Source organism: Sodalis sp. RH24 (genome assembly GCF_047324145.1).
In the GTDB taxonomy this organism is placed as follows: Bacteria; Pseudomonadota; Gammaproteobacteria; order Enterobacterales; family Enterobacteriaceae; genus Acerihabitans.
The window spans coordinates 2,031,560-2,054,271 of record NZ_CP178729.1; the positions used below are offsets into that span (position 1 = coordinate 2,031,560).

At 56.6% G+C, this 22,712-nt stretch carries 17 protein-coding genes and 6 tRNA genes; 19 read left to right on the forward strand and 4 right to left on the reverse strand.

Features of this window, described 5'->3' with window-relative positions:
* Positions 1–13 precede the first annotated feature (13 nt).
* The 5 genes from alsB to alsK are packed head-to-tail and all read left to right on the forward strand — an operon-like array spanning position 14 to position 5,116.
* Positions 14–949: a D-allose transporter substrate-binding protein gene (gene alsB / locus ACL2XG_RS09370; RefSeq protein WP_410016069.1), complete on the forward strand. Its 936-nt coding sequence runs from the start codon at positions 14–16 to the stop codon at positions 947–949.
* Between the two features lie 57 nt (positions 950–1,006).
* Positions 1,007–2,545 carry a D-allose ABC transporter ATP-binding protein AlsA gene (gene alsA, locus ACL2XG_RS09375; RefSeq protein ID WP_413722302.1) on the forward strand — a complete coding sequence of 513 codons (1,539 nt, stop codon included), beginning with the start codon at positions 1,007–1,009 and terminating at the stop codon, positions 2,543–2,545.
* An 11-nt stretch (positions 2,546–2,556) separates the two neighbouring features.
* A complete protein-coding gene (alsC, locus tag ACL2XG_RS09380) occupies positions 2,557–3,504 on the forward strand; it encodes a D-allose ABC transporter permease (protein ID WP_410016071.1) in 948 nt (315 codons plus the stop codon).
* Positions 3,505–3,513: 9 nt separating this feature from the next.
* Positions 3,514–4,191: a D-allulose 6-phosphate 3-epimerase gene (alsE, locus tag ACL2XG_RS09385; RefSeq protein ID WP_410016072.1), complete on the forward strand. Its 678-nt coding sequence runs from the start codon at positions 3,514–3,516 to the stop codon at positions 4,189–4,191.
* Between the two features lies 1 nt (position 4,192).
* Positions 4,193–5,116: an allose kinase gene (alsK, locus tag ACL2XG_RS09390; protein WP_413722301.1), complete on the forward strand. Its 924-nt coding sequence runs from the start codon at positions 4,193–4,195 to the stop codon at positions 5,114–5,116.
* 51 nt (positions 5,117–5,167) lie between these two features.
* Here alsK and glnS read toward each other — a convergent pair whose 3' ends face one another.
* Together glnS and nagE are read right to left on the reverse strand one after the other, a co-directional pair.
* A complete protein-coding gene (gene glnS, locus ACL2XG_RS09395) occupies positions 5,168–6,835 on the reverse strand; it encodes a glutamine--tRNA ligase (protein WP_410016074.1) in 1,668 nt (555 codons plus the stop codon).
* Between the two features lie 283 nt (positions 6,836–7,118).
* Positions 7,119–9,161 (reverse strand): N-acetylglucosamine-specific PTS transporter subunit IIBC, encoded by a 2,043-nt coding sequence (gene nagE, locus ACL2XG_RS09400; protein ID WP_413722300.1) that lies wholly within the window; start codon positions 9,159–9,161, stop codon positions 7,119–7,121.
* A 343-nt stretch (positions 9,162–9,504) separates the two neighbouring features.
* Here nagE and nagB point away from each other — a divergent pair, with 343 nt between their 5' ends.
* From nagB to ACL2XG_RS09455, 11 genes are all read left to right on the forward strand, one after another.
* On the forward strand, positions 9,505–10,314 hold the full coding sequence (gene nagB / locus ACL2XG_RS09405) for a glucosamine-6-phosphate deaminase (RefSeq protein ID WP_413722299.1): 810 nt from the start codon (positions 9,505–9,507) through the stop codon (positions 10,312–10,314).
* Between the two features lie 20 nt (positions 10,315–10,334).
* Positions 10,335–11,483 (forward strand): N-acetylglucosamine-6-phosphate deacetylase, encoded by a 1,149-nt coding sequence (gene nagA, locus ACL2XG_RS09410; RefSeq protein ID WP_413722298.1) that lies wholly within the window; start codon positions 10,335–10,337, stop codon positions 11,481–11,483.
* An 18-nt stretch (positions 11,484–11,501) separates the two neighbouring features.
* Positions 11,502–12,725: a DNA-binding transcriptional regulator NagC gene (gene nagC, locus ACL2XG_RS09415; protein WP_410016078.1), complete on the forward strand. Its 1,224-nt coding sequence runs from the start codon at positions 11,502–11,504 to the stop codon at positions 12,723–12,725.
* Between the two features lie 220 nt (positions 12,726–12,945).
* Positions 12,946–14,607, forward strand: a complete 1,662-nt coding sequence (asnB, locus tag ACL2XG_RS09420; RefSeq protein WP_413722297.1) for an asparagine synthase B — start codon at positions 12,946–12,948, stop codon at positions 14,605–14,607.
* Positions 14,608–15,565: 958 nt separating this feature from the next.
* A tRNA-Met gene (locus ACL2XG_RS09425) sits at positions 15,566–15,642 on the forward strand.
* Positions 15,643–15,648: 6 nt separating this feature from the next.
* Positions 15,649–15,733: transfer RNA gene (locus ACL2XG_RS09430), tRNA-Leu, on the forward strand.
* A gap of 21 nt (positions 15,734–15,754) precedes the next feature.
* A tRNA-Gln gene (locus ACL2XG_RS09435) sits at positions 15,755–15,829 on the forward strand.
* A gap of 57 nt (positions 15,830–15,886) precedes the next feature.
* Positions 15,887–15,961: transfer RNA gene (locus ACL2XG_RS09440), tRNA-Gln, on the forward strand.
* Positions 15,962–16,021: 60 nt separating this feature from the next.
* Positions 16,022–16,098, forward strand: a tRNA-Met gene (locus ACL2XG_RS09445).
* Between the two features lie 6 nt (positions 16,099–16,104).
* Positions 16,105–16,178 (forward strand) — tRNA-Gln (locus tag ACL2XG_RS09450).
* Between the two features lie 400 nt (positions 16,179–16,578).
* Positions 16,579–17,142 (forward strand): PH domain-containing protein, encoded by a 564-nt coding sequence (locus tag ACL2XG_RS09455; protein WP_410016080.1) that lies wholly within the window; start codon positions 16,579–16,581, stop codon positions 17,140–17,142.
* A gap of 224 nt (positions 17,143–17,366) precedes the next feature.
* Here the strand turns inward: ACL2XG_RS09455 and ACL2XG_RS09460 are convergent, their stop codons facing one another.
* Positions 17,367–17,804 carry a hypothetical protein gene (locus ACL2XG_RS09460; RefSeq protein WP_413722296.1) on the reverse strand — a complete coding sequence of 146 codons (438 nt, stop codon included), beginning with the start codon at positions 17,802–17,804 and terminating at the stop codon, positions 17,367–17,369.
* A gap of 296 nt (positions 17,805–18,100) precedes the next feature.
* A complete protein-coding gene (gene ubiF / locus ACL2XG_RS09465) occupies positions 18,101–19,282 on the reverse strand; it encodes a 3-demethoxyubiquinol 3-hydroxylase (RefSeq protein WP_410016083.1) in 1,182 nt (393 codons plus the stop codon).
* 182 nt (positions 19,283–19,464) lie between these two features.
* Here ubiF and miaB point away from each other — a divergent pair, with 182 nt between their 5' ends.
* The 3 genes from miaB to ybeY all read left to right on the forward strand — a co-directional run bounded on the left by miaB (position 19,465) and on the right by ybeY (position 22,644).
* The gene (gene miaB, locus ACL2XG_RS09470; protein ID WP_410016084.1) at positions 19,465–20,889 is read left to right on the forward strand and encodes a tRNA (N6-isopentenyl adenosine(37)-C2)-methylthiotransferase MiaB; all 1,425 of its coding nucleotides are present in this window, start codon (positions 19,465–19,467) and stop codon (positions 20,887–20,889) included.
* A gap of 199 nt (positions 20,890–21,088) precedes the next feature.
* The gene (locus tag ACL2XG_RS09475; RefSeq protein ID WP_413722295.1) at positions 21,089–22,177 is read left to right on the forward strand and encodes a PhoH family protein; all 1,089 of its coding nucleotides are present in this window, start codon (positions 21,089–21,091) and stop codon (positions 22,175–22,177) included.
* A complete protein-coding gene (gene ybeY, locus ACL2XG_RS09480; RefSeq protein ID WP_410016086.1) occupies positions 22,174–22,644 on the forward strand; it encodes an rRNA maturation RNase YbeY in 471 nt (156 codons plus the stop codon). The genes ACL2XG_RS09475 and ybeY overlap by 4 nt, the downstream gene beginning before the upstream one ends.
* Positions 22,645–22,712 lie beyond the last annotated feature (68 nt).

Sequence of the window (22,712 nt, forward strand, 5' to 3'; positions counted from 1 at the left end):
TGGAGATAGAATAATGAATAAATTTCTTAAATTGGCCGGTGGCGCCGCCTGTGGACTGATGTTGTCCACCGTGGTCCACGCGGCAGCCGATTACGCCGTTGTTCTTAAAACATTATCCAACCCTTTCTGGGTAGAGATGAAACAAGGCATTGAGAAAAAGGCCCAGGATCTCGGCGTGACGGTGGATATATTCGCGTCACCGTCGGAAGGCGACTTCCAATCGCAATTACAATTATTCGAGGATTTAACCAATAAGAATTATAAAGGCATCGCCTTTGCGCCTTTATCGGCGGTGAATCTGGTGATTCCCGTCGCCAAGGCTTATCAGAAAGGGATTCACCTGGTTAACCTCGACGAAAAAATCGATTTAGCCAGCCTGGCCAAGGCCAAGGGCAACGTCGAAGCCTTTATCACCACCGATAATGTCGCGGTCGGCGCGAAAGGCGCCAAATTTATTATCGATAGCTTGGGCGCCCAGGGCGGCGAAGTGGCCATTATCGAAGGCAAGGCCGGCAACGCCTCGGGCGAGGCGCGGCGCAACGGCGCGACCGCGGAGTTCAAGGCCAACAGCCATATCAAGCTGGTGGCCAGCCAGCCGGCGGATTGGGATCGCATCAAGGCCCTGGACGTGGCGACCAATGTGCTGCAACGTCATCCCCAGCTGAAGGCCTTCTATTGCGCCAACGATACCATGGCGATGGGCGTGGCGCAGGCGGTGGCCAACGCGGGACAGACCGGCAAGATCCTGGTGGTCGGCACCGACGGTATTCCCGAGGCGCGCAAGATGGTCGCCCAGGGCATGATGACCGCCACCGTGGCCCAGAATCCGGCGGAAATCGGCGCCAACGGCCTGGCCATCCTGGTGAATACGGTGAAAGCGGGCAAGCTGATTGCGCTTGATGCCCAGCCGAAAATTGAAACCGTCGATTCTATATTAGTCACCAAATAGTCCAGGTGCCGCAAGACCGCCTATTCCCGCCGTCTTGTCATTAATCCGGAGAGTAATATGAGCACTCCATATATTAAAATGGAGGGGATCGCCAAATCCTTTGGTCCCGTCCAGGCGTTGCAATCAGTTGACCTGGAAATATACCCTAATGAGATACATGCTTTATTAGGTGAAAACGGCGCCGGCAAATCAACCTTGATGAAAATACTTTCCGGTATTTACGAACCGACTGCGGGGAAAATAATAATTAATAATGTTGAGTACGCGAAGCTTGATCATAAAGTCGCTGCCAGATTGGGCATTGGAATAATTTACCAGGAATTAAGCGTTATCGATGAATTAACCGTGTTGGAGAATTTATTTATCGGTCGTCTGCCGGTAAAAAAAGTGTTCGGCGTAAACGTGGTGGACTGGCACGACATGCGTACCAAAGCGGCTATTATGCTGCTGCGCGTGGGGCTGAAAATACGGCTTGACGAGAAGGTCGGCAACCTGTCCATCAGCCAAAAGCAAATGCTGGAAATCGCCAAGACCCTGATGCTGGACGCCAGGGTGATCATCATGGACGAGCCGACCTCTTCCCTGACCTATAACGAAGTGGATTACCTGTTCCTGATCATGAACCAGCTGCGCCAGGACGGCACGGCGATTGTCTATATTTCGCATAAGCTTAACGAAATACGCCGCATCTGCAACCGCTATACGGTGCTAAAGGACGGCAGCAGCGTCGCGTCCGGGCAGATGGGACAGGTGACCAACGATGATATTGTCCGGCTGATGGTCGGACGCGAGCTGCAAAACCGCTTTCGCTCCCTTAAGGAGAAGGTTGGCGGCGACACGGGGGACGCCGATATCATCTTTGCGGTGGAGAATATCACCAGCCGGGATAAACGCCGGGTCAAGCACGTCTCCTTCCAGGTAAAAAAGGGCGAAATCATGGGCTTTGCCGGACTGGTGGGGTCGGGACGCACCGAATTCATGAACTGCATCTTCGGCGTGGAACCGAAAAGCAGCGGCAAGGTGATGCTGCATAACGTCGATATCACGCCCTCTTCGCCGCTGGACGCCCTGAAGAAGGGCATGGGATATATCACCGAAAGCCGGCGTGAAAACGGCTTTTTTGATAATTTTTCCATTGCGCAGAATATCGCCATCAGCAAAAGCCTTAAGGATGGCGGCTATAAAGGTGCTCTGGGATTATTTAATCCGGATAAGGAAAGGCAGCTGGCGGAAACGCAGCGGCGGCTGCTATCGCTGAAATGCAGTTCGGTGGACCAAAATATCACTGAGTTATCCGGCGGCAACCAACAAAAGGTATTGATATCAAAATGGCTCTGCTGCGAGCCGGAGGTTATTATTTTTGACGAACCTACCCGCGGCATTGATGTCGGGGCCAAGGCGGAAATTTATAAGGTGATGCGCACATTGGCCGCCACGGGAAAAACCATATTGATGGTGTCATCCGAACTGCCGGAAATCATTACCGTATGCGACCGTATCGCAATATTTTGCGAAGGGACATTAGCCCATATTCTTGACAATAATGAGAGTATCGGGGAAGAAGATATTATGACGTGGGCTCTGCCACAAAGCTGAGGGAAATAAAAATGGAGAAGGCCACCTTTAACTTCCAAAAATTCTGGGATCAGTACGGCACGTTTTTTATCCTGGCGATTATTGTTGCCATATTCGGCTCTATATCCAGTGAATATTTTCTGAAAACCAACAATATTACCCAGATCCTGGTACAGAGTTCGGTAACGGTCTTGATCGGCATGGGCGAGTTTTTCGCCATCCTGGTGGCGGGCATCGACCTGTCGGTGGGGGCTATCCTGGCCTTGTCGGGCATGGTGACCGCCAAGCTGATGCTGGCGGGTCTTGACCCGGTCTCCGCCGCGCTGATTGGCGGGGTGGTGGTCGGCGGGCTATTGGGCGCCATCAACGGTTGCCTGGTTAACTGGACCGGCCTGCATCCCTTTATTATTACCCTCGGCACCAACGCTATTTTTCGCGGCATCACCCTGGTCATTTCCGATGCCAACTCGGTGTACGGCTTCTCATTCGGCTTTGTTAACTTCTTTGCCGGCAGCGTGCTGGGTATTCCGGTACCGGTGATTTTTGCTTTGATCATTGCGGTTATCCTGTGGTTTATTACCGCGCGCACCCGGCTTGGCAGAAATATTTACGCCCTGGGCGGCAACAAAAATTCGGCATTTTTTTCCGGTATCGACGTTAAATTCCATATGCTGGTAGTGTTTATTATTTCCGGCATCTGCGCCGGGCTCGCCGGCGTGGTATCCACCGCGCGCTTGGGCGCGGCCGAGCCTTTGGCCGGCATTGGCTTTGAGACCTATGCCATCGCCAGCGCCATTATCGGCGGCACCAGTTTTTTTGGCGGCAAGGGACGAATATTCTCGGTGGTAATTGGTGGTTTAATTATTGGCACGATTAACAATGGCCTTAATATTCTTCAGGTGCAAACGTATTACCAATTAGTTGTCATGGGGGGATTGATTATCGCCGCCGTGGCTTTAGATCGACTTATCAGTAAATAGGTAACCGATATGAAGATATCCCCTTCTTTAATGTGCATGGATTTATTAAAGTTTAAAGAGCAAATTGAATTTATCGATCGTCATGCGGATTATATCCATATCGATATCATGGACGGGCATTTTGTGCCCAATCTGACGCTGTCGCCGTTTTTTGTCGAGCAGGTCAAGCGCCTCGCCAGTAAGCCCCTGGATTGCCATTTAATGGTCACCCATCCGGAAGATTATATCGACAGCCTGGCGAAGGCGGGCGCCGGCATGATTACCCTTCATCCGGAAACCTTGTCCGGCCAGGCCTTTCGGCTTATTGAGAAGATCAGGTCCCTGGGATTGGGCGTGGGATTGATACTCAATCCTGAATCGTCGGTGGAGATGATGAAATATTATATCCATCTGGCGGACAAAATTACCGTCATGACCGTCGATCCCGGTTTTGCCGGCCAGCCGTTTATCACCGAAATGCTGGAAAAAATAGGCCAGCTCAAGGCATACCGCGAGAGCCACGGTTTGCGGTATGAAATTGAAATTGACGGTTCATGCAACCAGCGCACCTACCGTTCGCTGATCGCGGCGGGCGCGGATGTCTTTATCGTCGGTTCTTCCGGCCTGTTTAATAATGCGCCGGATATCCACCAGGCGTGGAAAATGATGACCGACCAAATCCAGGACGCGCGGAAAGAGGCCAGCTAAGATGAAAAACAGGCGGTTGGTGATAGTCGGCGTGGATATGGGCGCCACCCATATCCGCATCTGTTTGTTATCGCCCGATGGCCAGGTACTGGTCACGGCGAAAGAGAGCACTCTGCCGGTAGTGGAAAGCGGCCTGGCGGAAGGATTGTCGGCTTTTATCGGCCGCTTTCTCGTCCAGCGCGGCGCCGGGGTCGCCGCAGTGATGATTGGCTTTCCCGCGTCCATAGCCCGGGACAGGAAAACCATCATGTCCACGCCCAACCTGCCCTGCGCCACCCGCGAATTTGTGGATCTGGCGGCAGAACTGGAGCGGCGCCTGCAATGCCCGGTGGCCTTTGAGCGTGACGTAAACCTGCAGCTGTTTTATGACGTGAGCGAGCAGCGCCTGGGGGATAAGCTGGTGCTGGGATGTTATCTTGGCACCGGGTTCGGGTTTGCCATTTGGCTCAACGGCGCGCCTTATGTCGGCGCGCATGGCGTGGCCGGCGAACTGGGGCACATTCCCCTGGGCGATGACGGCGCGCGCTGCGGCTGCGGTAATACAGGCTGCCTGGAAACCGCCTGTTCAGGCGTGGCGCTGGCGCGATGGTATCACGGCGCGGCGCATGACTACGCGCTGTCCGATATTTTCACCTGCGCCCATGGCGATAGCTATATTACCGGCTTTATCGACACGGCGGCCAAGGCGATTGCCACCGGCGTAAACCTGTTTGATCCCGATCATATCCTGCTGGGGGGCGGCGTGATGGATATGGTGGATTTCCCCTACGATCGGCTGATTGCCAGGGCCGGCGACTTTATTCGCAAGCCGTTGCCCTATGAGGAAATCATTTTTGCCAAAGCGTCCTCGTCGGCGTTTAACGGCGCCATCGGCGCCGCCAGGCTGGGACTGCGGGTCGCGCAGGCGGCGTGCGCCGCCGGTTAGGCTACGCGTCGCACGCAGCGCCGCGGTCGATACCGCGGCGCCGGCGCGGCGTCAAACGGCGGTTTTGGTCCAGGTATCGCGCAGGCCTACGGTGCGGTTAAACACCGGTTTTTCCACGCTGAAATAGCGGCTGTCGGCGCAGAAATACCCTTCGCGTTCAAACTGGTAGGGCTTGCCCGGCAGCGCCTCAAGCGCGCTGGCCTCCACAAAGCCTTGTTTGATGACCAGCGACTCCGGGTTCAGCGTCGCGAGGAAATCATCCGCCGAGGCGGGGTTAGGGTCGCTGAACAGGCGATCGTATAAACGAAACTCGGCGGGGACACCGTGGGTCGCCGAGACCCAATGAATCACCCCTTTCACCTTGCGCCCATCCGCCGGGTCCTTGCTCAGGGTCTCCGGATCATAGGTGCAGTAAATGACGCTGATCTCGCCCTGCTCATCCTTGTCGATACGCTCCGCCTTGATCACATAGGCGTTGCGCAGGCGCACTTCCTTGCCCAACACCAGGCGCTTGTACTGTTTGTTGGCTTCCTCGCGAAAATCCGCCCGATCGATATAAATCTCGCGGCTAAAAGCCACCTGGCGCTCGCCCATCTCGGGTTTATTGGGATGCGTCGGCATGGTCACGGTTTCCTCGTGCCCGGCCGGCAGGTTTTCTATCACCAGTTTTACCGGATCGATCACCGCCATGGCGCGCGGCGCGGTTTCATTGAGATCTTCACGGATACAGGCTTCCAGCGCGGCGATTTCCACGTTGTTTTCCTGTTTGGTGACGCCGATGCGCCGGCAGAATTCACGAATGGACGCGGCGGTATAACCACGGCGCCGCAGGCCGGAGATGGTCGGCATGCGCGGGTCGTCCCAGCCCTCGACAATATTCTCCGCCACCAGTTGGGTCAGCTTGCGCTTGGACATAATGGCGTATTCAAGATTGAGGCGCGAAAATTCATACTGACGGGGATGGCAGTCGATAGTGATATTGTCCAGCACCCAGTCATATAAACGGCGGTTATCCTGGAACTCCAGGGTACACAGCGAATGGGTGATGCCTTCGAGGGCGTCGGAAATACAGTGGGTGAAGTCATACATCGGATAGATGCACCACTTCGAACCGGTCTGGTGGTGCTCGGCAAATTTAATGCGGTACAGCACCGGATCGCGCATCACCATAAACGGCGAGGCCATATCGATTTTAGCCCGCAGGCAGGCGCTGCCCTCGGGGAAACCGCCGTTGCGCATAATGGTAAACAGCGCCAGGTTGTCCTCGACCGAGCGATCGCGAAACGGACTGTTCCGGCCGGGCGTGGTGAGGTTGCCGCGGTATTCGCGAATGGCGTCGGGTGAAAGCTCATCCACATAAGCCAACCCTTTATTGATAAGCTCGATGGCATAGGCATGCAGCTGATCGAAATAATCGGAGGAGTAATGGATATTGCCGCTCCATTTAAAACCAAGCCACTGCACGTCTTCTTTGATTGAATCGACGAATTCTATATCTTCTTTCACCGGGTTGGTATCGTCGAAGCGCAGATTGCATTGGCCCTGGTAATCCTGGGCGATGCCGAAATTCAGGCAAATGGCCTTGGCATGGCCGATATGCAGATAGCCGTTAGGCTCCGGCGGAAAACGGGTATGCACCGAATGGTGCTTACCGGTTGCCAAATCTTCGTCAATTATTTGACGAATAAAATTAGTTGGGCGGGCTTCTGCCTCACTCATATTGCATTTCCTCTACGCGAACGCACGACATTCATTATGCTTATGTTCCAACAAGCCACGTCCCGACACAACCGTTAGTTGCAGAAATTCTTATGGCGCCGGGCGCGGTGCCGCGGCCGTCCTGTCGCCCTGACGGACAGGCTGGGTAACCGGGAGGCTATATTAGCATAGGCGCAACTGCGCCGGAGGATAACCGGGAACAGAATCGGGGGAAAAACGCCGTGTCGGGGAGAAACGGACTCCGGCGCGCGAACCGCACCGGAGCCGGGTAACGAGGGCGGCCTTATTTGGCGGTAACATCCAGCAGCGGTGTTACGCCTGCGACCACCGCGCCGCTGGCGATAGCGGTAATGGCGCCAAACTCATCCATATTGCTTATCACCACCGGGCTTATCATCGAGCGGGCATTGGCATTGAGATAGTCCAGATCCAGCTCCAGTATCGGCTGCCCCTGGGTGACCTTGCTGCCCTCTTCCACCAGGGACGTAAAACCCTGTCCCTGCAGTCCGACGGTATCAATGCCGATATGCACAATCACTTCGGCGCCGGCGTCGGTTTCCAGGCAGAACGCGTGATGGGTGCCGAAGACCTTGACCAGGGTGCCGTTAGCCGGCGACAGCACCAGTTTCCCGGTCGGGCGGATGGCGACGCCGTCGCCCACCGCTTTGCTGGCGAAGGCTTCGTCCGGCACCTGATCCAAGGGTACGATATCACCGGTTATCGGCGACGTCAGGCTAACCACCACCGGGCGCGCCACCGGCTCATGAACCACCGCGGCCGGCTGCGCCGCCGCGGGTTGGGAAACGGAGCGCGACGCCGCGACCGGCCCTTCGGCCAGCACGGTACGCATGGCGCCGGCGATAATTTCGGCTCGGGTGCCGACAATCACCTGCACGCTTTCCTTATTAAGACGGATAACGCCCTGGGCGCCGAGATTTTTTGCCAGGGAATCGTTGACCAGCGACGAATCCTTCACGTTCAGCCGCAGACGAGTGATACAGGCGTCAATGCCGGTCAGGTTTTCCGAGCCGCCCACCGCGCTGATGTAACGGCGGGCCAGCGCCTGGGTTTCACCGGACTTGGTGGTGGCCATGGCCGGTTCGACGTCGACGTTATAGCCGTCGCTTTCGTCGCCGGCGACCGCCAGTTCACGCCCAGGAGTCAGCAGGTTGAAGCGTTTGATGGTAAAACGGAACACCAGGTAGTAAATAACAAAGAACACCAGTCCCTGCGGGATCAGCATATACCAATGGACCGCCAGCGGATTGCGCGAGGAAAGCACCATATCCACCAGGCCGGCGCTGAAACCGAACCCCGCCATCCAATGCATTTGCGCGGCGATGAATACCGACAGCCCGGTTAACAGGGCATGCAGGAAATACAGTACCGGCGCCACGAACATAAAGGAAAATTCCAGCGGTTCGGTGATCCCGGTAAAAAAGGCGGCAAACGCGCCGGCAATCATGATCCCGGCCACCTTGCTTTTGTTTTCCGGACGGGCGCATTGATAAATGGCCAGGGCGGCGCCCGGCAGGCCGAACATCATGATCGGGAAGAACCCGGCCTGGTAACGCCCGGTAATACCGACGATGGCGGTGCCCGCGTCAATGGACTGCTGGCCGCCGAAAAATTTGGGAATGTCGTTGATGCCGGCCACGTCGAACCAGAACACCGAGTTCAGCGCGTGGTGTAATCCCACCGGGATTAACAGCCGGTTAAAGAAGGCGTAGATACCGGCACCCACCGAACCGAGCTGCTGGATATGCTCGCCGAACGATACCAGGGCGTTAAACACCAGCGGCCAAACGTACATCAGGATAAAGGCCACCAGGATCATGACGAAGGACACCAGGATCGGCACCAGCCGCCGTCCGCTGAAGAACGACAGCGCCTTGGTCAGCTCGACATGGCTGAAGCGGTTGTACAGCTCGGCGGAGATAATCCCCACCAGGATGCCGACAAACTGGTTATTGATTTTACCGAAGGCCGCGGGCACATCGGCCAGGGGAATATGCTGGATCATCGACACGGAAGCCGGCGCGCACAGCGTGGTGACCACCAGAAAGCCGACCAGGCCGGATAAGGCCGCCGCGCCGTCTTTGTCCTTGGACATGCCGTAGGCCACGCCGACGGCGAACAGCACCGACATATTTTCTATAATCGCCGATCCGGCCTTGATAAAGAAGGCCGCCCAGGCGCTGCCGCCGCCCCAGCCCACCGGGTCGATCCAGTAACCGACGCCCATCAGGATGGCGGCGGCGGGCAACGTTGCCACCGGCACCATCAACGCGCGGCCTATTTTTTGAAGATAACTGAGTATATTCACCTTGATTCCCCTTTTGACCTTATCGATCAACCCACAATGTAGGCTGTCTAACCCTTGCCTGCGAAAACCGCGCCTGACGAAGCTGCTCATACGCAGTGTAGAAAGTTTAATTTTCAACGCAAATTAATTACCGGTATTATGTGATTAGAATCACCTTGAACCGGTAAGATTTGTGACTTATTCTACTAAATATGTCAAACTTATTTTGCATCGCGAATAATCAGCTTATACTTTTGCCGTGCGGTCAGAGCGCCCTGGCTCCCGCTATGTAATGCCTGCGCGCTAACGTTATACTGTTAACACCGCTGCGGACACCCGTTTTTATCTATTAAAGAGGTCAGTCATGAGACTTATTCCGTTAGAAACCGCCGCCGACGTCGGCAAATGGGCCGCTCGTCATATCGTCGAGCGCATCAATGCCTTCAAACCCACCGCCGCACGCCCTTTTATTCTCGGACTGCCCACCGGCAGCACGCCGTTGGAAGCCTACAAATATCTTATTCAGATGCATAAAGCGGGCCAGGTCAGCTTCGAGCACGTGGTGACGTTTAACATGGATGAGTACGTCGGCCTGCCCGCCGCCCATCCGGAAAGCTATTACACCTTTATGCATCGCAATTTCTTCGATCACGTGAATATTCCGCGGGAAAACATCAATCTGCTCAACGGCAACGCCGATGATATCGACGCGGAATGTCGCCGCTATGAAGAAAAAATCAAGTCGTACGGCAAGATCCATCTGTTTATGGGCGGCGTCGGCAATGACGGGCATATCGCCTTTAACGAACCCGCCTCCTCCCTGGCGTCGCGCACCCGCGTCAAGACCCTGACGCTGGAAACCCGCCGGGCCAATTCCCGTTTCTTTGACAATGATATCGAGCAGGTGCCGCGTTTTGCCCTGACCGTCGGCGTCGGCACGCTGCTGGACGCCGAAGAAGTGATGATCCTGGTCATCGGCCACAACAAGGCGCTGGCGCTGCAGGCGGCGGTGGAAGGCAACGTGAATCATATGTGGACAATAAGTTGCCTGCAGCTTCATGCTAAAGCGGTGATGGTGTGCGACGAACCCTCCACCATGGAGCTGAAAGTGAAGACGGTAAAATATTTCCGCGAACTGGAAGCCGCCAGTACCCTGAGCCTGAAAAACAGCTGATTGATAACCGGGAGCGAACGATGTACGCATTTACCAACGGCCGGATCTTTACCGGTCTCCAAGTCCTTGAACATCACGCGGTAATCATCAATGACGGGGCAATCGACGCGGTCTGCCCGCTGGATTCGCTGCCGGCGGATATTGAGCGGCGCGATCTCGACGGCGCCATCCTGGCCCCGGGATTTATCGACCTGCAGCTTAACGGCTGCGGCGGCGTGCAGTTCAATGATTCCCTGGACGCCCTGACGGTGGAAACGCTGGAAATCATGCAGCGCGCCAATGTCAAATCGGGCTGCACCAGCTTTTTGCCCACCCTGATTACCAGCACCGATGCGTTTATGCGCCGCGCCGTCGAGGTGATGCGCGCATTCCTGGCGCAGCATAAGCACCAGGCATTGGGCCTGCACCTGGAAGGGCCTTACCTGAATCCGATAAAAAAAGGCACGCACGATCCGGCGCTGATGCGCAAGCCCTCGCCGGAAATGGTGGATTACCTGTGCGCCAACGCCGATGTCATCGCCCAGTTGACCCTGGCGCCGGAACAGGTCGACGCCGGGATTATCCGCCGGCTAAGCCAGGCGGGCATCATGGTGTCGGCCGGTCATTCCAACGCCACCTATGATGAGGCGAAAGCGGGTTTTGCCGCCGGCATCGGCTTCGCCACCCATCTGTTCAACGCCATGCCGCCCCTTACCGGACGCGAGCCCGGGCTTATCGGCGCAATTTACGACACGCCGTCGCTCTATTGCGGCATCATCGCCGACGGACTGCACGTCAACTACGCCAATATTCGCAACACCAAACGCATCAAGGGCGATAAACTGGTGCTGGTCACCGACGCCACCGCGCCCGCCGGCGCCGATAACCAGATTGATCGGTTCATTTTTGCCGGTAAAACAATATACTACCGGGACGGCCTGTGTCTGGATGAAAACGGCACCCTGAGCGGTTCGGCGCTGACGATGATTGAAGCGGTGCGCAACAGCGTGGAATTCGCCGGTATCGCGCTGGATGAAGCATTGCGCATGGCGACCCTTTACCCGGCCCAGGCCCTGGGCGTGGCGGCGCAGTTGGGTACCTTGCAGGCAGGCAAGGTGGCTAACCTGACGGCGTTCACCCGCGATTACCGGATAACCAGGACTATCGTTAATGGCGACGAAGTTCTCTGATGAGCGAGTAATAAACCGATGACCCCAGGCGGACACGCCCCGATAGGAAACGTTGACCTGGTCAAACAGCTCAACAGCGCTGCGGTGTACCGCCTGATCGATATGTCGGGGCCGATTTCGCGCATCCAGATTGCCGAACAAAGCCAGCTGGCGCCGGCCAGCATCACCAAAATCACCCGTCAGCTGCTGGAGCGGGGACTGATCCGCGAGGTGGACCAGCAGGCTTCCACCGGCGGCCGGCGCGCCATCTCCATCGTCGCCGAAACCCGCGCCTTCCAGGCGATTGGCGTGCGTCTCGGTCGCCATGACACCACCATCACCCTCTACGATCTGACCGGCAAATCACTGTACGAAGAATTCACCCCGCTGCCGGAAACCACGCAGCAGGCGCTGGAAGCGGCGCTGTTCAGCGCCATAGCGCGTTTCCTGGAGCAGATCCAGCGTAAATCCCGGGAGCTCATCGCCATTTCGGTGATCCTGCCGGGCCTGGTGGATCCGTATTCCGGGGTGGTGCGTTATATGCCGCATATCAGCGTGAGCGCCTGGCCGCTGGTGGAAAATTTGCAAAAACGCTTTCATCTTACCGCTTTTGTCGGCCACGATATTCGCAGTCTGGCGCTGGCGGAGCACTATTTTGGTGCAACACAGGACTGCGCGGATTCCATTTTGGTTCGTTTGCACCGCGGCACCGGCGCCGGGATCCTGGTCAACGGCCAGATTTTTCTCGGCAGCAACGGTAACGTGGGGGAAATCGGCCATATCCAGGTCGACCCGCTGGGCGAGCGCTGCCATTGCGGCAATTTCGGCTGCCTGGAAACCATCGCCGCCAACGGCGCCATTGAAAAGCGGGTGCGCCACCTGCTCGACCAGGGCTACCCCAGCAGGCTGACGCTGGATAATTGCCAGATCGGCGCCATTTGCAAAGCCGCCAATCGCGGCGATACGCTGGCCTGCGAGGTTATCGAGCAGGTGGGTCATCACCTGGGCAAAGCGGTGGCCATCGCCATTAACCTGTTCAATCCGCAAAAAGTGGTGCTGGCCGGTGAGATTACCGAAGCCCATAAGGTGTTGCTGCCGGCGGTGCAGCGCTGTATCGATAATCAGGTACTGAACGGTTTTCGCCAAAATCTGCCGGTGGTGATTTCCGCGCTGGATCACGGCTCCGCCATCGGCGCCTTTGCGCTGGTCAAGCGCGCGATGCTTAACGGCGTATTGCTCCAGCGCCTGCTGGAAAACAGCTGATTGCCGGGTCATCGGGTTTTATTGCATTTACGATCGGTCAAATTTGCCGGTGTTTTTCCTTCTTTTATTGATGATTATTGATAATTAGCCGCTTAAAAATGAATTATCACCAGCAGCATGGCTTTTTTCATTGATTGATCTTGAATAATGGTGTCATTTTAGTGCTAAATCGATGTCAACAGCAAAGCATTAGCCCCGAGACCGGCCTAAGGAAAAGAGAATGTGTTCTATTTTTGGTGTACTGGATTTGCAATCGGATCCGAGCGAACTGCGTAAAACCTCGCTGGAAATGTCGCGTCTGATGCGTCATCGCGGTCCCGACTGGTCGGGAGTGTTTGCCAGCGACCAGGCCATCCTGGCCCATGAACGCCTGTCCATCGTCGACGTCAATACCGGCGCGCAACCCTTATATAACGCCGCGCATACCCATGTGCTGGCGGTGAATGGCGAAATTTATAACCATCAGGCGCTGCGCCAGGAGCTGGGGGACCGCTATGCGTTCCAGACCGGTTCCGACTGCGAAGTGATCCTGGCCCTGTACCAGGAAAAAGGACCGGCCTTCCTCGACGATCTGCGCGGTATGTTCGCCTTCATTTTGTATGATACCGAGAAAGACGCCTACCTGATCGGCCGCGACCATATGGGCATTATCCCGCTATATATGGGGCATGATGAAAACGGCACGCTGTATGTGGCGTCGGAAATGAAGGCGCTGGTGCCGGTATGCCTGAGCATTAAGGAATTTCCCCCGGGAAGTTATCTGTGGAGCCAGGACGGAGAAATCCGCGAATATTACACCCGCGATTGGTTCTCTTATGACAACGTGAAGGACAACACTACCGATAAAGCGGCGCTGCGCGACGCGCTGGAAGAGTCGGTCAAAAGTCATTTGATGTCGGATGTGCCTTACGGCGTGCTGTTATCCGGCGGGCTGGATTCATCGGTTATTTCCGCCATCACCAAGAAGTATGCCGCCCGGCGGGTGGAAGACGGCGCGCGCAGCGAGGCCTGGTGGCCGCAGCTGCACTCTTTTGCCGTCGGCCTGGAAGGCTCGCCCGATCTGCGCGCCGCCAAGGAAGTGGCTACCCATCTGGGTACCGTGCATCATGAAGTGCATTTCACCGTGCAGGAAGGCCTGGATGCCATCCGCGACGTGATTTACCATATCGAGACCTATGATGTCACCACCATCCGCGCCTCGACGCCGATGTACCTGATGTCGAGGAAAATTAAGGCGATGGGCATCAAGATGGTGCTGTCTGGCGAGGGAGCCGACGAGGTTTTCGGCGGTTATCTCTATTTCCATAAGGCGCCGAACGCCAAAGAGTTTCATGAAGAGCTGGTGCGCAAGCTGCAGGCGCTGCATATGTATGACTGCGCGCGCGCCAATAAGGCGATGTCCGCCTGGGGCGTGGAGGCGCGCGTGCCGTTCCTGGATAAAAACTTCCTTGACGTGGCGATGCGTATTAACCCGCAGGATAAAATGTGCGGACACGGCAAAATTGAAAAGCATGTACTGCGCGAATGTTTTGCGTCCTACCTGCCGGAAAGCATTGCCTGGCGGCAGAAAGAGCAGTTTTCCGACGGTGTGGGCTATAGCTGGATCGACACGCTGAAGGAAATGGCCGGCAAGCAGATTACCGATCAGCAATTGGCTAACGCGCATTTCCGTTTCCCGTACAATACGCCGACGTCTAAAGAGGCTTATTTTTACCGGGAAATCTTCGCGGAGCTGTTCCCGTTGCCAAGCGCGGCGGAGTGTGTGCCGGGAGGTCCGTCGGTGGCCTGTTCCTCGGCGAAGGCCATCGAATGGGATGAGTCGTTTAAAAATATGGACGATCCGTCGGGACGGGCGGTGGGTGTGCATCAGTCCGCGTACTAAAGCTATCGGCACGCTCTCCCTTTAACATGTCTGCGTTAGGTCCGGTGTTGGCGGGCCTGGCATGCCATGAGGCACTCGGTAGGGCGTGAACACCACGCCCGATTCGACCCCATTGGCACGCTCTCCCGTGAACTCGTCTGGGTTGAGTTCAGCGTTGGCGGGCCTGGCATGCCATGGGGCGCTCGGTCGGGCGGGAACACCACGCCCGATTCGACCCCATTGGCACGCTCTCCCTTGAACACGGCTGCGTTAGGTCCGGTGTTGGCGGGCCTAGCGCACCATGGGGCGCTCGGTCGGGCGGGAACACCACGCCCGATTCGACCCCATTGGCACGCTCTCCCTTGAACACGGCTGCGTTAGGTCCGGTGTTGGCGGGCCTAGCGCACCATGGGGCGCTAGGTCGGGCGGGAAAACCACGCCCGATTCGACCCCATTGGCACGCTCTCCCTTGAACACGTCCGGGTTGAGTTCAGCGTTGGCGGGCCTGGCATGCCATGAGGCACTCGGTCGGGCGGGAAAACCACGCCCGATTCGACCCCATTGGCACGTTCTCCCTTGAACACGTCCGGGTTGAGTTCAGCGTTGGCGGGCCTGGCATGCCATGGGGCCTCGGTCGGGCGGGAACACCACGCCCGATTCGACCCCATTGGCACGCTCTCCCTTGAACTCGTCCGGGTTGAGTTCAGCGTTGGCGGGCCTGGCGCGCCATGGGCCGCGCGCCCTTTAACATGTCTGCTTTGAGCTTAGGGTTATTATCAAACTCACCGGGCCTTTACGGCCCGGTTTTTATTTGTTTGAATAGGAAAATCAGGCCTTATGCGGTTTTTATCATCAGGTTGCTCATAAGCCAGACAAACAGCATGCGCAAAGCCTGATTACCGAAAAAAGGTGTTGACTGGATTTCTGCAACTACGCATAATGCGCCCCGCAACGCCGAATGAAGGTCACGCGGAAAGATGGCTACGTAGCTCAGCTGGTTAGAGCACAGCACTCATAATGCTGGGGTCACAGGTTCGAATCCCGTCGTAGCCACCATACTTTGCGGGAGTGGCGAAATTGGTAGACGCACCAGATTTAGGTTCTGGCGCCGCAAGGTGTGCGAGTTCAAGTCTCGCCTCCCGCACCATGATTTCGGTTACGCAGCGGATGGGGTATAGCCAAGCGGTAAGGCAGCGGGTTTTGATCCCGCCACTCCCAGGTTCGAATCCTGGTACCCCAGCCATTAACCTCGCCCGGGCGAGGTTGCAAGCGGGAAAAGTTGCAAAAACGTTTGGATGATTGGGATATAGCCAAGCGGTAAGGCAGCGGGTTTTGATCCCGCCACCCCCAGGTTCGAATCCTGGTATCCCAGCCAAAAAAAAGTTGAAAAAGTTTTTAAAAAGTATTGTAAGTCCCGAATTTTTAAGTATAATTCGGCTACGTAGCTCAGCTGGTTAGAGCACAGCACTCATAATGCTGGGGTCACAGGTTCGATTCCCGTCGTAGCCACCACATTTTTGGGGTATCGCCAAGCGGTAAGGCAGCGGATTCTGATTCCGCCACCCCAGGTTCGAATCCTGGTACCCCAGCCATACAAAGACTGCGCAAGCAGCGAAAAGCGGGGCGATTGTCGAAAGACATCGCCCCGCTTTTTTTATGCGTGTCTTCTGCCCTTCCTTTCAGATCATCCTTGCAAAGGGTATCAGCCCGTCGCCGCGCGTTAGCAAAAAAATCAGGATTATCCTAATTATTTTGCAACTAAACGCGGCGCAAGTAATCCCAGATCATGGTATCGGCCATATTGTTAAGGGCACAATCACCGACGATTTCGCGCGGGAAACGGCATGTGGCCTTTCACAAAAAGATCGTTGCCCGAGCTAGTCGTTTAATTAAGCAGGTTTCAGGGAGCTGTTCTCGTCTTTGGTGGTGCGCTACATAAGGTAAATTCAAGCACGATCAAATGATAAATTGACCATTATTCATTGGGACTCAATGATGATTAACTTTAAAACAGCAAGTATTGAAGAGTTGAAAATAGAATATAAGCGCCTGGCCAAGCTGGTGGGCGATATGCCCTTCGGCACCAAAAAAGAGTTTTACCATCTTCCGGCGATCCTGGCCGACGATGAAAAACCGCTGGCGGTGGCAACGGGCCTGATGGGCGGCAATACCTGGCTGATTACCCTGACCAACTACCGGATTATTTTCCTGGATAAAGGCATGGTTTACGGTCTGAAGCAGGTTTTCGTCGATCTGGCGAGCGTGGTTTCCGTAAGCGGGCGCACCAAGATGATGACCGGCAGCATTACCCTGAGCACCACAGGTCAAAACTATACCATCGAGAATGTGATGAAAGGTGCGGTCACCCCGTTTACCAATATGGTGAATATCGCACGGGAAACGCTCAGCCAGCAGCCGCAGATGCGGCAGGCGGCGGGCACCCGTGCGCAATATGACGTGATCACCCAGTTGGAAAAACTGGCGGCGCTGAAAGAACGCGGCATTTTAAGCGATCAGGAATTCAGCGTGCAAAAAGAGAAAATCCTGGCGATGTAACGCCCACCTGCGCTTAGCGGGACATGCAGGGGAAAGCGCCATCCCGGCTGATTGTCCACGCCTCTATTATCGCTTAAGCGCAGGCGCAGGCGGTGTTTTCTGTGCCGTCCGGCATGAAAAGCCCGCCGGATAAGATCGCCTAAGCGTCCTTTGGTCCGCCTGGCAGCAGCGCGCGCATCAAATGCTGACTGCGCGGCAATAAGCCTATCTTAAGGCCAAGCGGCTTAAATACCCGGTTTAATATCGACAACGACTGGCTGCCCTGGTCTCGTTCGATATCGGATAGAGTACGACGGCTGATATTGATCTGGATTTTGGTCGTCATCCTGAAAAGTATCGATCCAGATTTCGTTGTTGGCGGAGCAACGTAATAATAGTTTTGGCGCCTCCTCACCAGCGCCAGTGGCGCCACCGCCCGCCGCGCCCATCTGTTGTGCGTATTCTAAAAAATCAGTATTCCGCTCGGCCACATCCTGTACGGTAAACCGAATTTGATTAATTTGTTTAACCGCGGGTAAATCGGTTAAGGATTCCTTAATGCGCATATTTCCCACGGGAGCAATAACGCCTGACCGCAACCGAGCGCTATCTTGTTGGGTTGACGGCAGGCCTTGATCGGTAGTTTTCCATGAGTACCGCAGGCAAATTGCTACTACAGGCATGCTCATCATCCCGTTCCATGAATTCCAGCGCATAATCAAACGCGTAACCGAGTAACGTTAAACTCGCGCGTCCTTGGTCAGGTTCGGAAAATATGATAGACGCGGCGTCCTGCCATCTTCCTTCGACAAAAATTTCAATAGTCAATTTCATGGACACCTTCAATGAGCAATGTTTTGCTCTTTTAGCGCTAACGTTTTTAAAATGGCAATTATTTTGCTCAAAAAAATCTTAAATGAAAAAAAATGAGCAATATATTGCTCATTTTTTTGCTGACAACGCCCGACGCTACCGCCAGTCAGAGACCCAGGGCATATTTCAGCGCCCGGACTTTCAGCGGGCCGGCGCGCTGAGCCAGGAACAGGCCGAGGTTGCGCGCCAGCCGGACCGGCGGCAGCCGGTTGCTGAAGGCGCTATAGAAGAGATCCATGCCGCTTTGCATCAGCAGGTTGTCGCCGTAACGGCGATGCTGATAGCGCTTTAAGATGCGCAGCTCGTCCCAGGGTTCATCATGATCGCGCGCGCCAATCACCACCGCGGCCAGCGCTTCAGCGTCGCGAAAGCCCAGGTTTACGCCCTGCCCCGCCAGCGGATTTATGGTATGCGCCGCATCGCCGATCAGCGCCAGGCCCGGCCGGACATAGTCCCTGGCATGGCTGCGCACCAGCGCAAAAGCGCCCGCGGCGTGCACCTTCACCGCGCCCAGGCGGGTGGGAAAGGCGGCCAGCACCTCGCGCTCCAGGGCCGCCGGCGGCAGGGCCTGCAGTTGGCGGATACGCGCCGCGCTGTCATACCACACCAGCGACGCCCAGTTATCGTAGAGCGGTAAAAACGCCCGGGGACCGTCGGGGGTAAATTCCTGCCAGGTGACATCCTGCTGGCCGTACGGGCATGCGACGGTTATCAGCATACACGACTGGCGATATTGCCAACCGACGGTGCCGATGCCAGCCCATTGCCGTACGTTGGACCGGGCGCCGTCGGCGCCGATCAGGAGCCGGGCGCCAACCGTTTCGCCGTTATCAAGCGTCAGGCGCCAGTTGCCGCCGTCATAACGCATTTTCGCCAGGGCGGCCGGCGCGCGCAGCGTCAGATTGCCGCAGTCGGCGCAGGCCTGCCACAGCGCCCGCTGCAGCCGGATGTTTTCCACCATAAAGCCGAGTTCCGGCAAATGCAGCGCCGCGGCGTCGAAGGTGACCTGGGACTGCGCCCATTCCCAGGTTTCCAGGCGGCGGTAGGGTACGCGGACATGGGAATCGATACGGTCCCACGCGCCCACGCGGCGCAACAACGCCGCCGACGCGCAGCTGATAGCCGAAACGCGCAAATCAGGCGGGGCATCCGGCCGGGGCTCCGCCAGCCGGGCATGGTCCAGCACCAGCACCCGTATACCGCCCTGCGCCAGCATTAACGCCGCCAGGGCGCCGACCATGCCGCCCCCCGCCACCACCGCATCATAGGCTATTTCGTTTGTGTTCATCTCGGCTATGCTTGTGTCTGTGATTAAACATTTGCTTAGTGTACCGCAATTTTTCATTATGAAAGAGGAGCGAAGGCTCAGCCCTCTGGTCACAACCACGCCAAAGGATTACAATACGCGCCCTGCATGAGCCGAAGGGCTTTTTCGCACCCTAAAATAATGCATCAAGTAATGGCAAGCCGATGACAAAAAAACTGCATATCAAAACCTGGGGCTGTCAGATGAACGAGTACGATTCATCGAAGATGGCCGACTTGCTGGATAGCACCCACGGCTACCAGTTGACGGATAACGCCGAAGAAGCGGACGTGTTGCTGCTCAACACCTGTTCCATTCGTGAAAAGGCGCAGGAGAAGGTATTCCATCAACTGGGCCGCTGGCGGGCGCTGAAAGAAGCCAATCCGGATTTGATCATCGGCGTCGGCGGCTGCGTGGCCTCCCAGGAAGGCGCGCATATCCGCGAGCGCGCCCATTATGTCGATATTATCTTCGGGCCGCAGACCCTGCACCGCTTGCCGGAAATGATCAACCACGTGCGCGGCACGCGCAGCCCGGTGGTGGATATCAGCTTCCCCGAAATCGAAAAATTCGACCGGCTGCCGGAACCGCGCGCCGAGGGCCCCACCGCGTTTGTCTCCATCATGGAAGGCTGCAACAAGTACTGCTCGTTTTGCGTGGTGCCCTATACCCGCGGCGAGGAAGTCAGCCGTCCCTGCGACGATATCCTGTTCGAGATAGCCCAACTGGCGTCCCAGGGCGTGCGCGAGGTCAACCTGCTGGGGCAGAACGTCAACGCCTACCGCGGCGCCAGCTTCGAGGGCGATATCTGCACCTTTGCCGAACTGCTGCGCCTGGTGGCGGCCATCGACGGCATCGATCGCGTGCGTTTCACCACCAGCCACCCGATTGAATTCACCGACGATATCATCGACGTCTACCGCGACACGCCGGAGCTGGTCAGCTTTGTGCATTTGCCGGTGCAAAGCGGTTCCGATCGCATCCTGACCATGATGAAACGCGCCCATACGGCGCTGGAATATAAATCCATCATCCGCAAACTGCACAAAGCGCGTCCCGGCATCCAGGTGAGTTCCGATTTTATCATCGGTTTCCCCGGGGAAACCCAGGCCGACTTCGAGCAGACCATGAAGCTTATCGCCGATGTTAATTTCGATACCAGCTACAGTTTTATCTACTCCGCGCGTCCCGGCACGCCGGCGGCGGATATGGTGGACGATGTCGGCGAAGACGAGAAAAAGCAGCGGCTGCATATACTGCAGCAACGCATCATTCAGCAGGCGATGCAGTTCAGTCGCCAGATGATGGGCACGGTCCAGCGCATCCTGGTGGAGGGCACCTCGCGCAAAAGCGTGATGGAGTTGGCCGGCCGTACTGAAAATAACCGCGTGGTGAACTTTGAAGGCACGCCGGACATGATCGGCAAGTTTGTCGATGTCGAGATCGTCGATGTCAATCCGAACTCGCTGCGCGGCGTGGTCGTGCGCACCGAAGATCAAATGGGCCTGCGCGTGAGCGAAAGCCCGGCCTCGGTGATTGCGCGCACCCGCAAAGAGAATGAACTCGGCGTCGGGACCTTCCAGCCGTGATACCCTCCCTGCCCGTTAACGGGCGGCCTCCCCCGCCGCCCGGTTCTGCCTTTTCTCCCCCGGTTGCTTTTCACTTATCGTGCCCCAATATTAATTTAATGATCCGCGTCCTTGACGCTGGTGACGGTTTCCTTCATTTATGAACATGGTCAGCCATAATCTACTCCCTAACATGGCCTGAAAGGCCCAGAGGAAAAGTTTGAACGTCGACACTAAAGAAATCATGCTGGAGCCTGCGGACAATAAGCGCTTAATGAGCCTCTGCGGGCCGTTCGATGACAATATCAAACAACTTGAGCGCCGGTTGGGCATTGAAATCAATCGTCGCGACAACGTTTTCAAACTGGTCGGCAAACCGCTGTGCGTGGAAGCCGCCGCCAATATCCTGCTGACGCTGTACGTGGACACGGCTCCGGTGCGCGGTGTTGTCGCCGATATCGAGCCGGAAAAAATCCACCTGGCCATCAAAGAGAGCCGGGTGCTGGAGCAAACCGCCGAAAGCGTGCCGGACTTCGGCAAAGCGGTGCATATCCAGACCAAGCGGGGCGTTATCAAACCCCGTACGCCAAACCAGGCGCAGTATATCGCCCATATACTCGATCATGATATTACCTTTGGCGTCGGTCCGGCCGGTACGGGTAAAACCTACCTGGCGGTGGCCGCGGCGGTGGATGCGCTGGAGCGCCAGGAAATACGCCGCATCATGCTGACCCGCCCGGCGGTGGAGGCCGGTGAAAAACTCGGTTTCCTGCCCGGCGATCTCAGCCAGAAGGTCGACCCGTACCTGCGTCCGCTGTATGACGCGCTGTTCGAAATGCTGGGCTTCGAGCGGGTTGAGAAACTGATTGAACGCAACGTGATTGAAGTCGCTCCGCTGGCCTATATGCGCGGTCGTACCCTGAATGACGCCTTTATCATCCTGGATGAAAGCCAGAACACCACCATCGAGCAGATGAAGATGTTCCTGACGCGCATCGGTTTTAATTCCAAAGCGGTCATTACCGGCGATATCACCCAGATCGACCTGCCGCGCAATGCGAAATCAGGCCTGCGGCACGCCATCGAAGTGCTGGCCGACGTAAAGGAAATCAGCTTCAACTTCTTCCATAGCGAGGACGTGGTGCGCCATCCCGTGGTGGCGCGCATCGTGGTGGCGTATGAAGCCTGGGAAGCGGCCGATCAGAAGCGTAAAGACGCGTTGGGCGAACAGCGCCGGCGTGAAGCGCAGGCCGCTTACCACGGGAATATCCCGCCGGCCGCCGGCGATAACCAGGAGCCGGCCAAATGAGCGGCGTCATCCTTGATTTACAGGTCGCCTGCGCCGATCCGGCCGGTTTGCCCGATGAAGCAACCTTTATGCGCTGGCTGGAAGGCGTGCTGCCGCAGTTCCAGGACGAGGCCGAGGTCACCATCCGCCTGGTGGACGACGCGGAAAGCCACGAGCTGAACCTGACCTACCGCGGCATGGACAAGCCGACCAATGTACTGTCATTTCCCTTTGAAGCCCCGCCGCAGGTGGAGCTTCCCCTGCTCGGCGACCTGATCATCTGCCGCCAGGTGGTGGAACGGGAAGCCGGCGAACAGGACGTGCCGCTGGAGGCGCACTGGGCGCATATGGTTGTCCACGGCTGTCTGCATCTGCTAGGGTATGATCATATCCAGGATGAGGAAGCCGAGGAAATGGAGGCGCTGGAGGCCGACATCATGCAGGCGTTAGGTTATCCCGATCCCTATCTGAACGAAAAAGACGACTGATAAACGACGCCGGCCCCGGAGCGGGGCCGGTTTATACGATCCATTTATCCACTACGAGTGAAATTAAC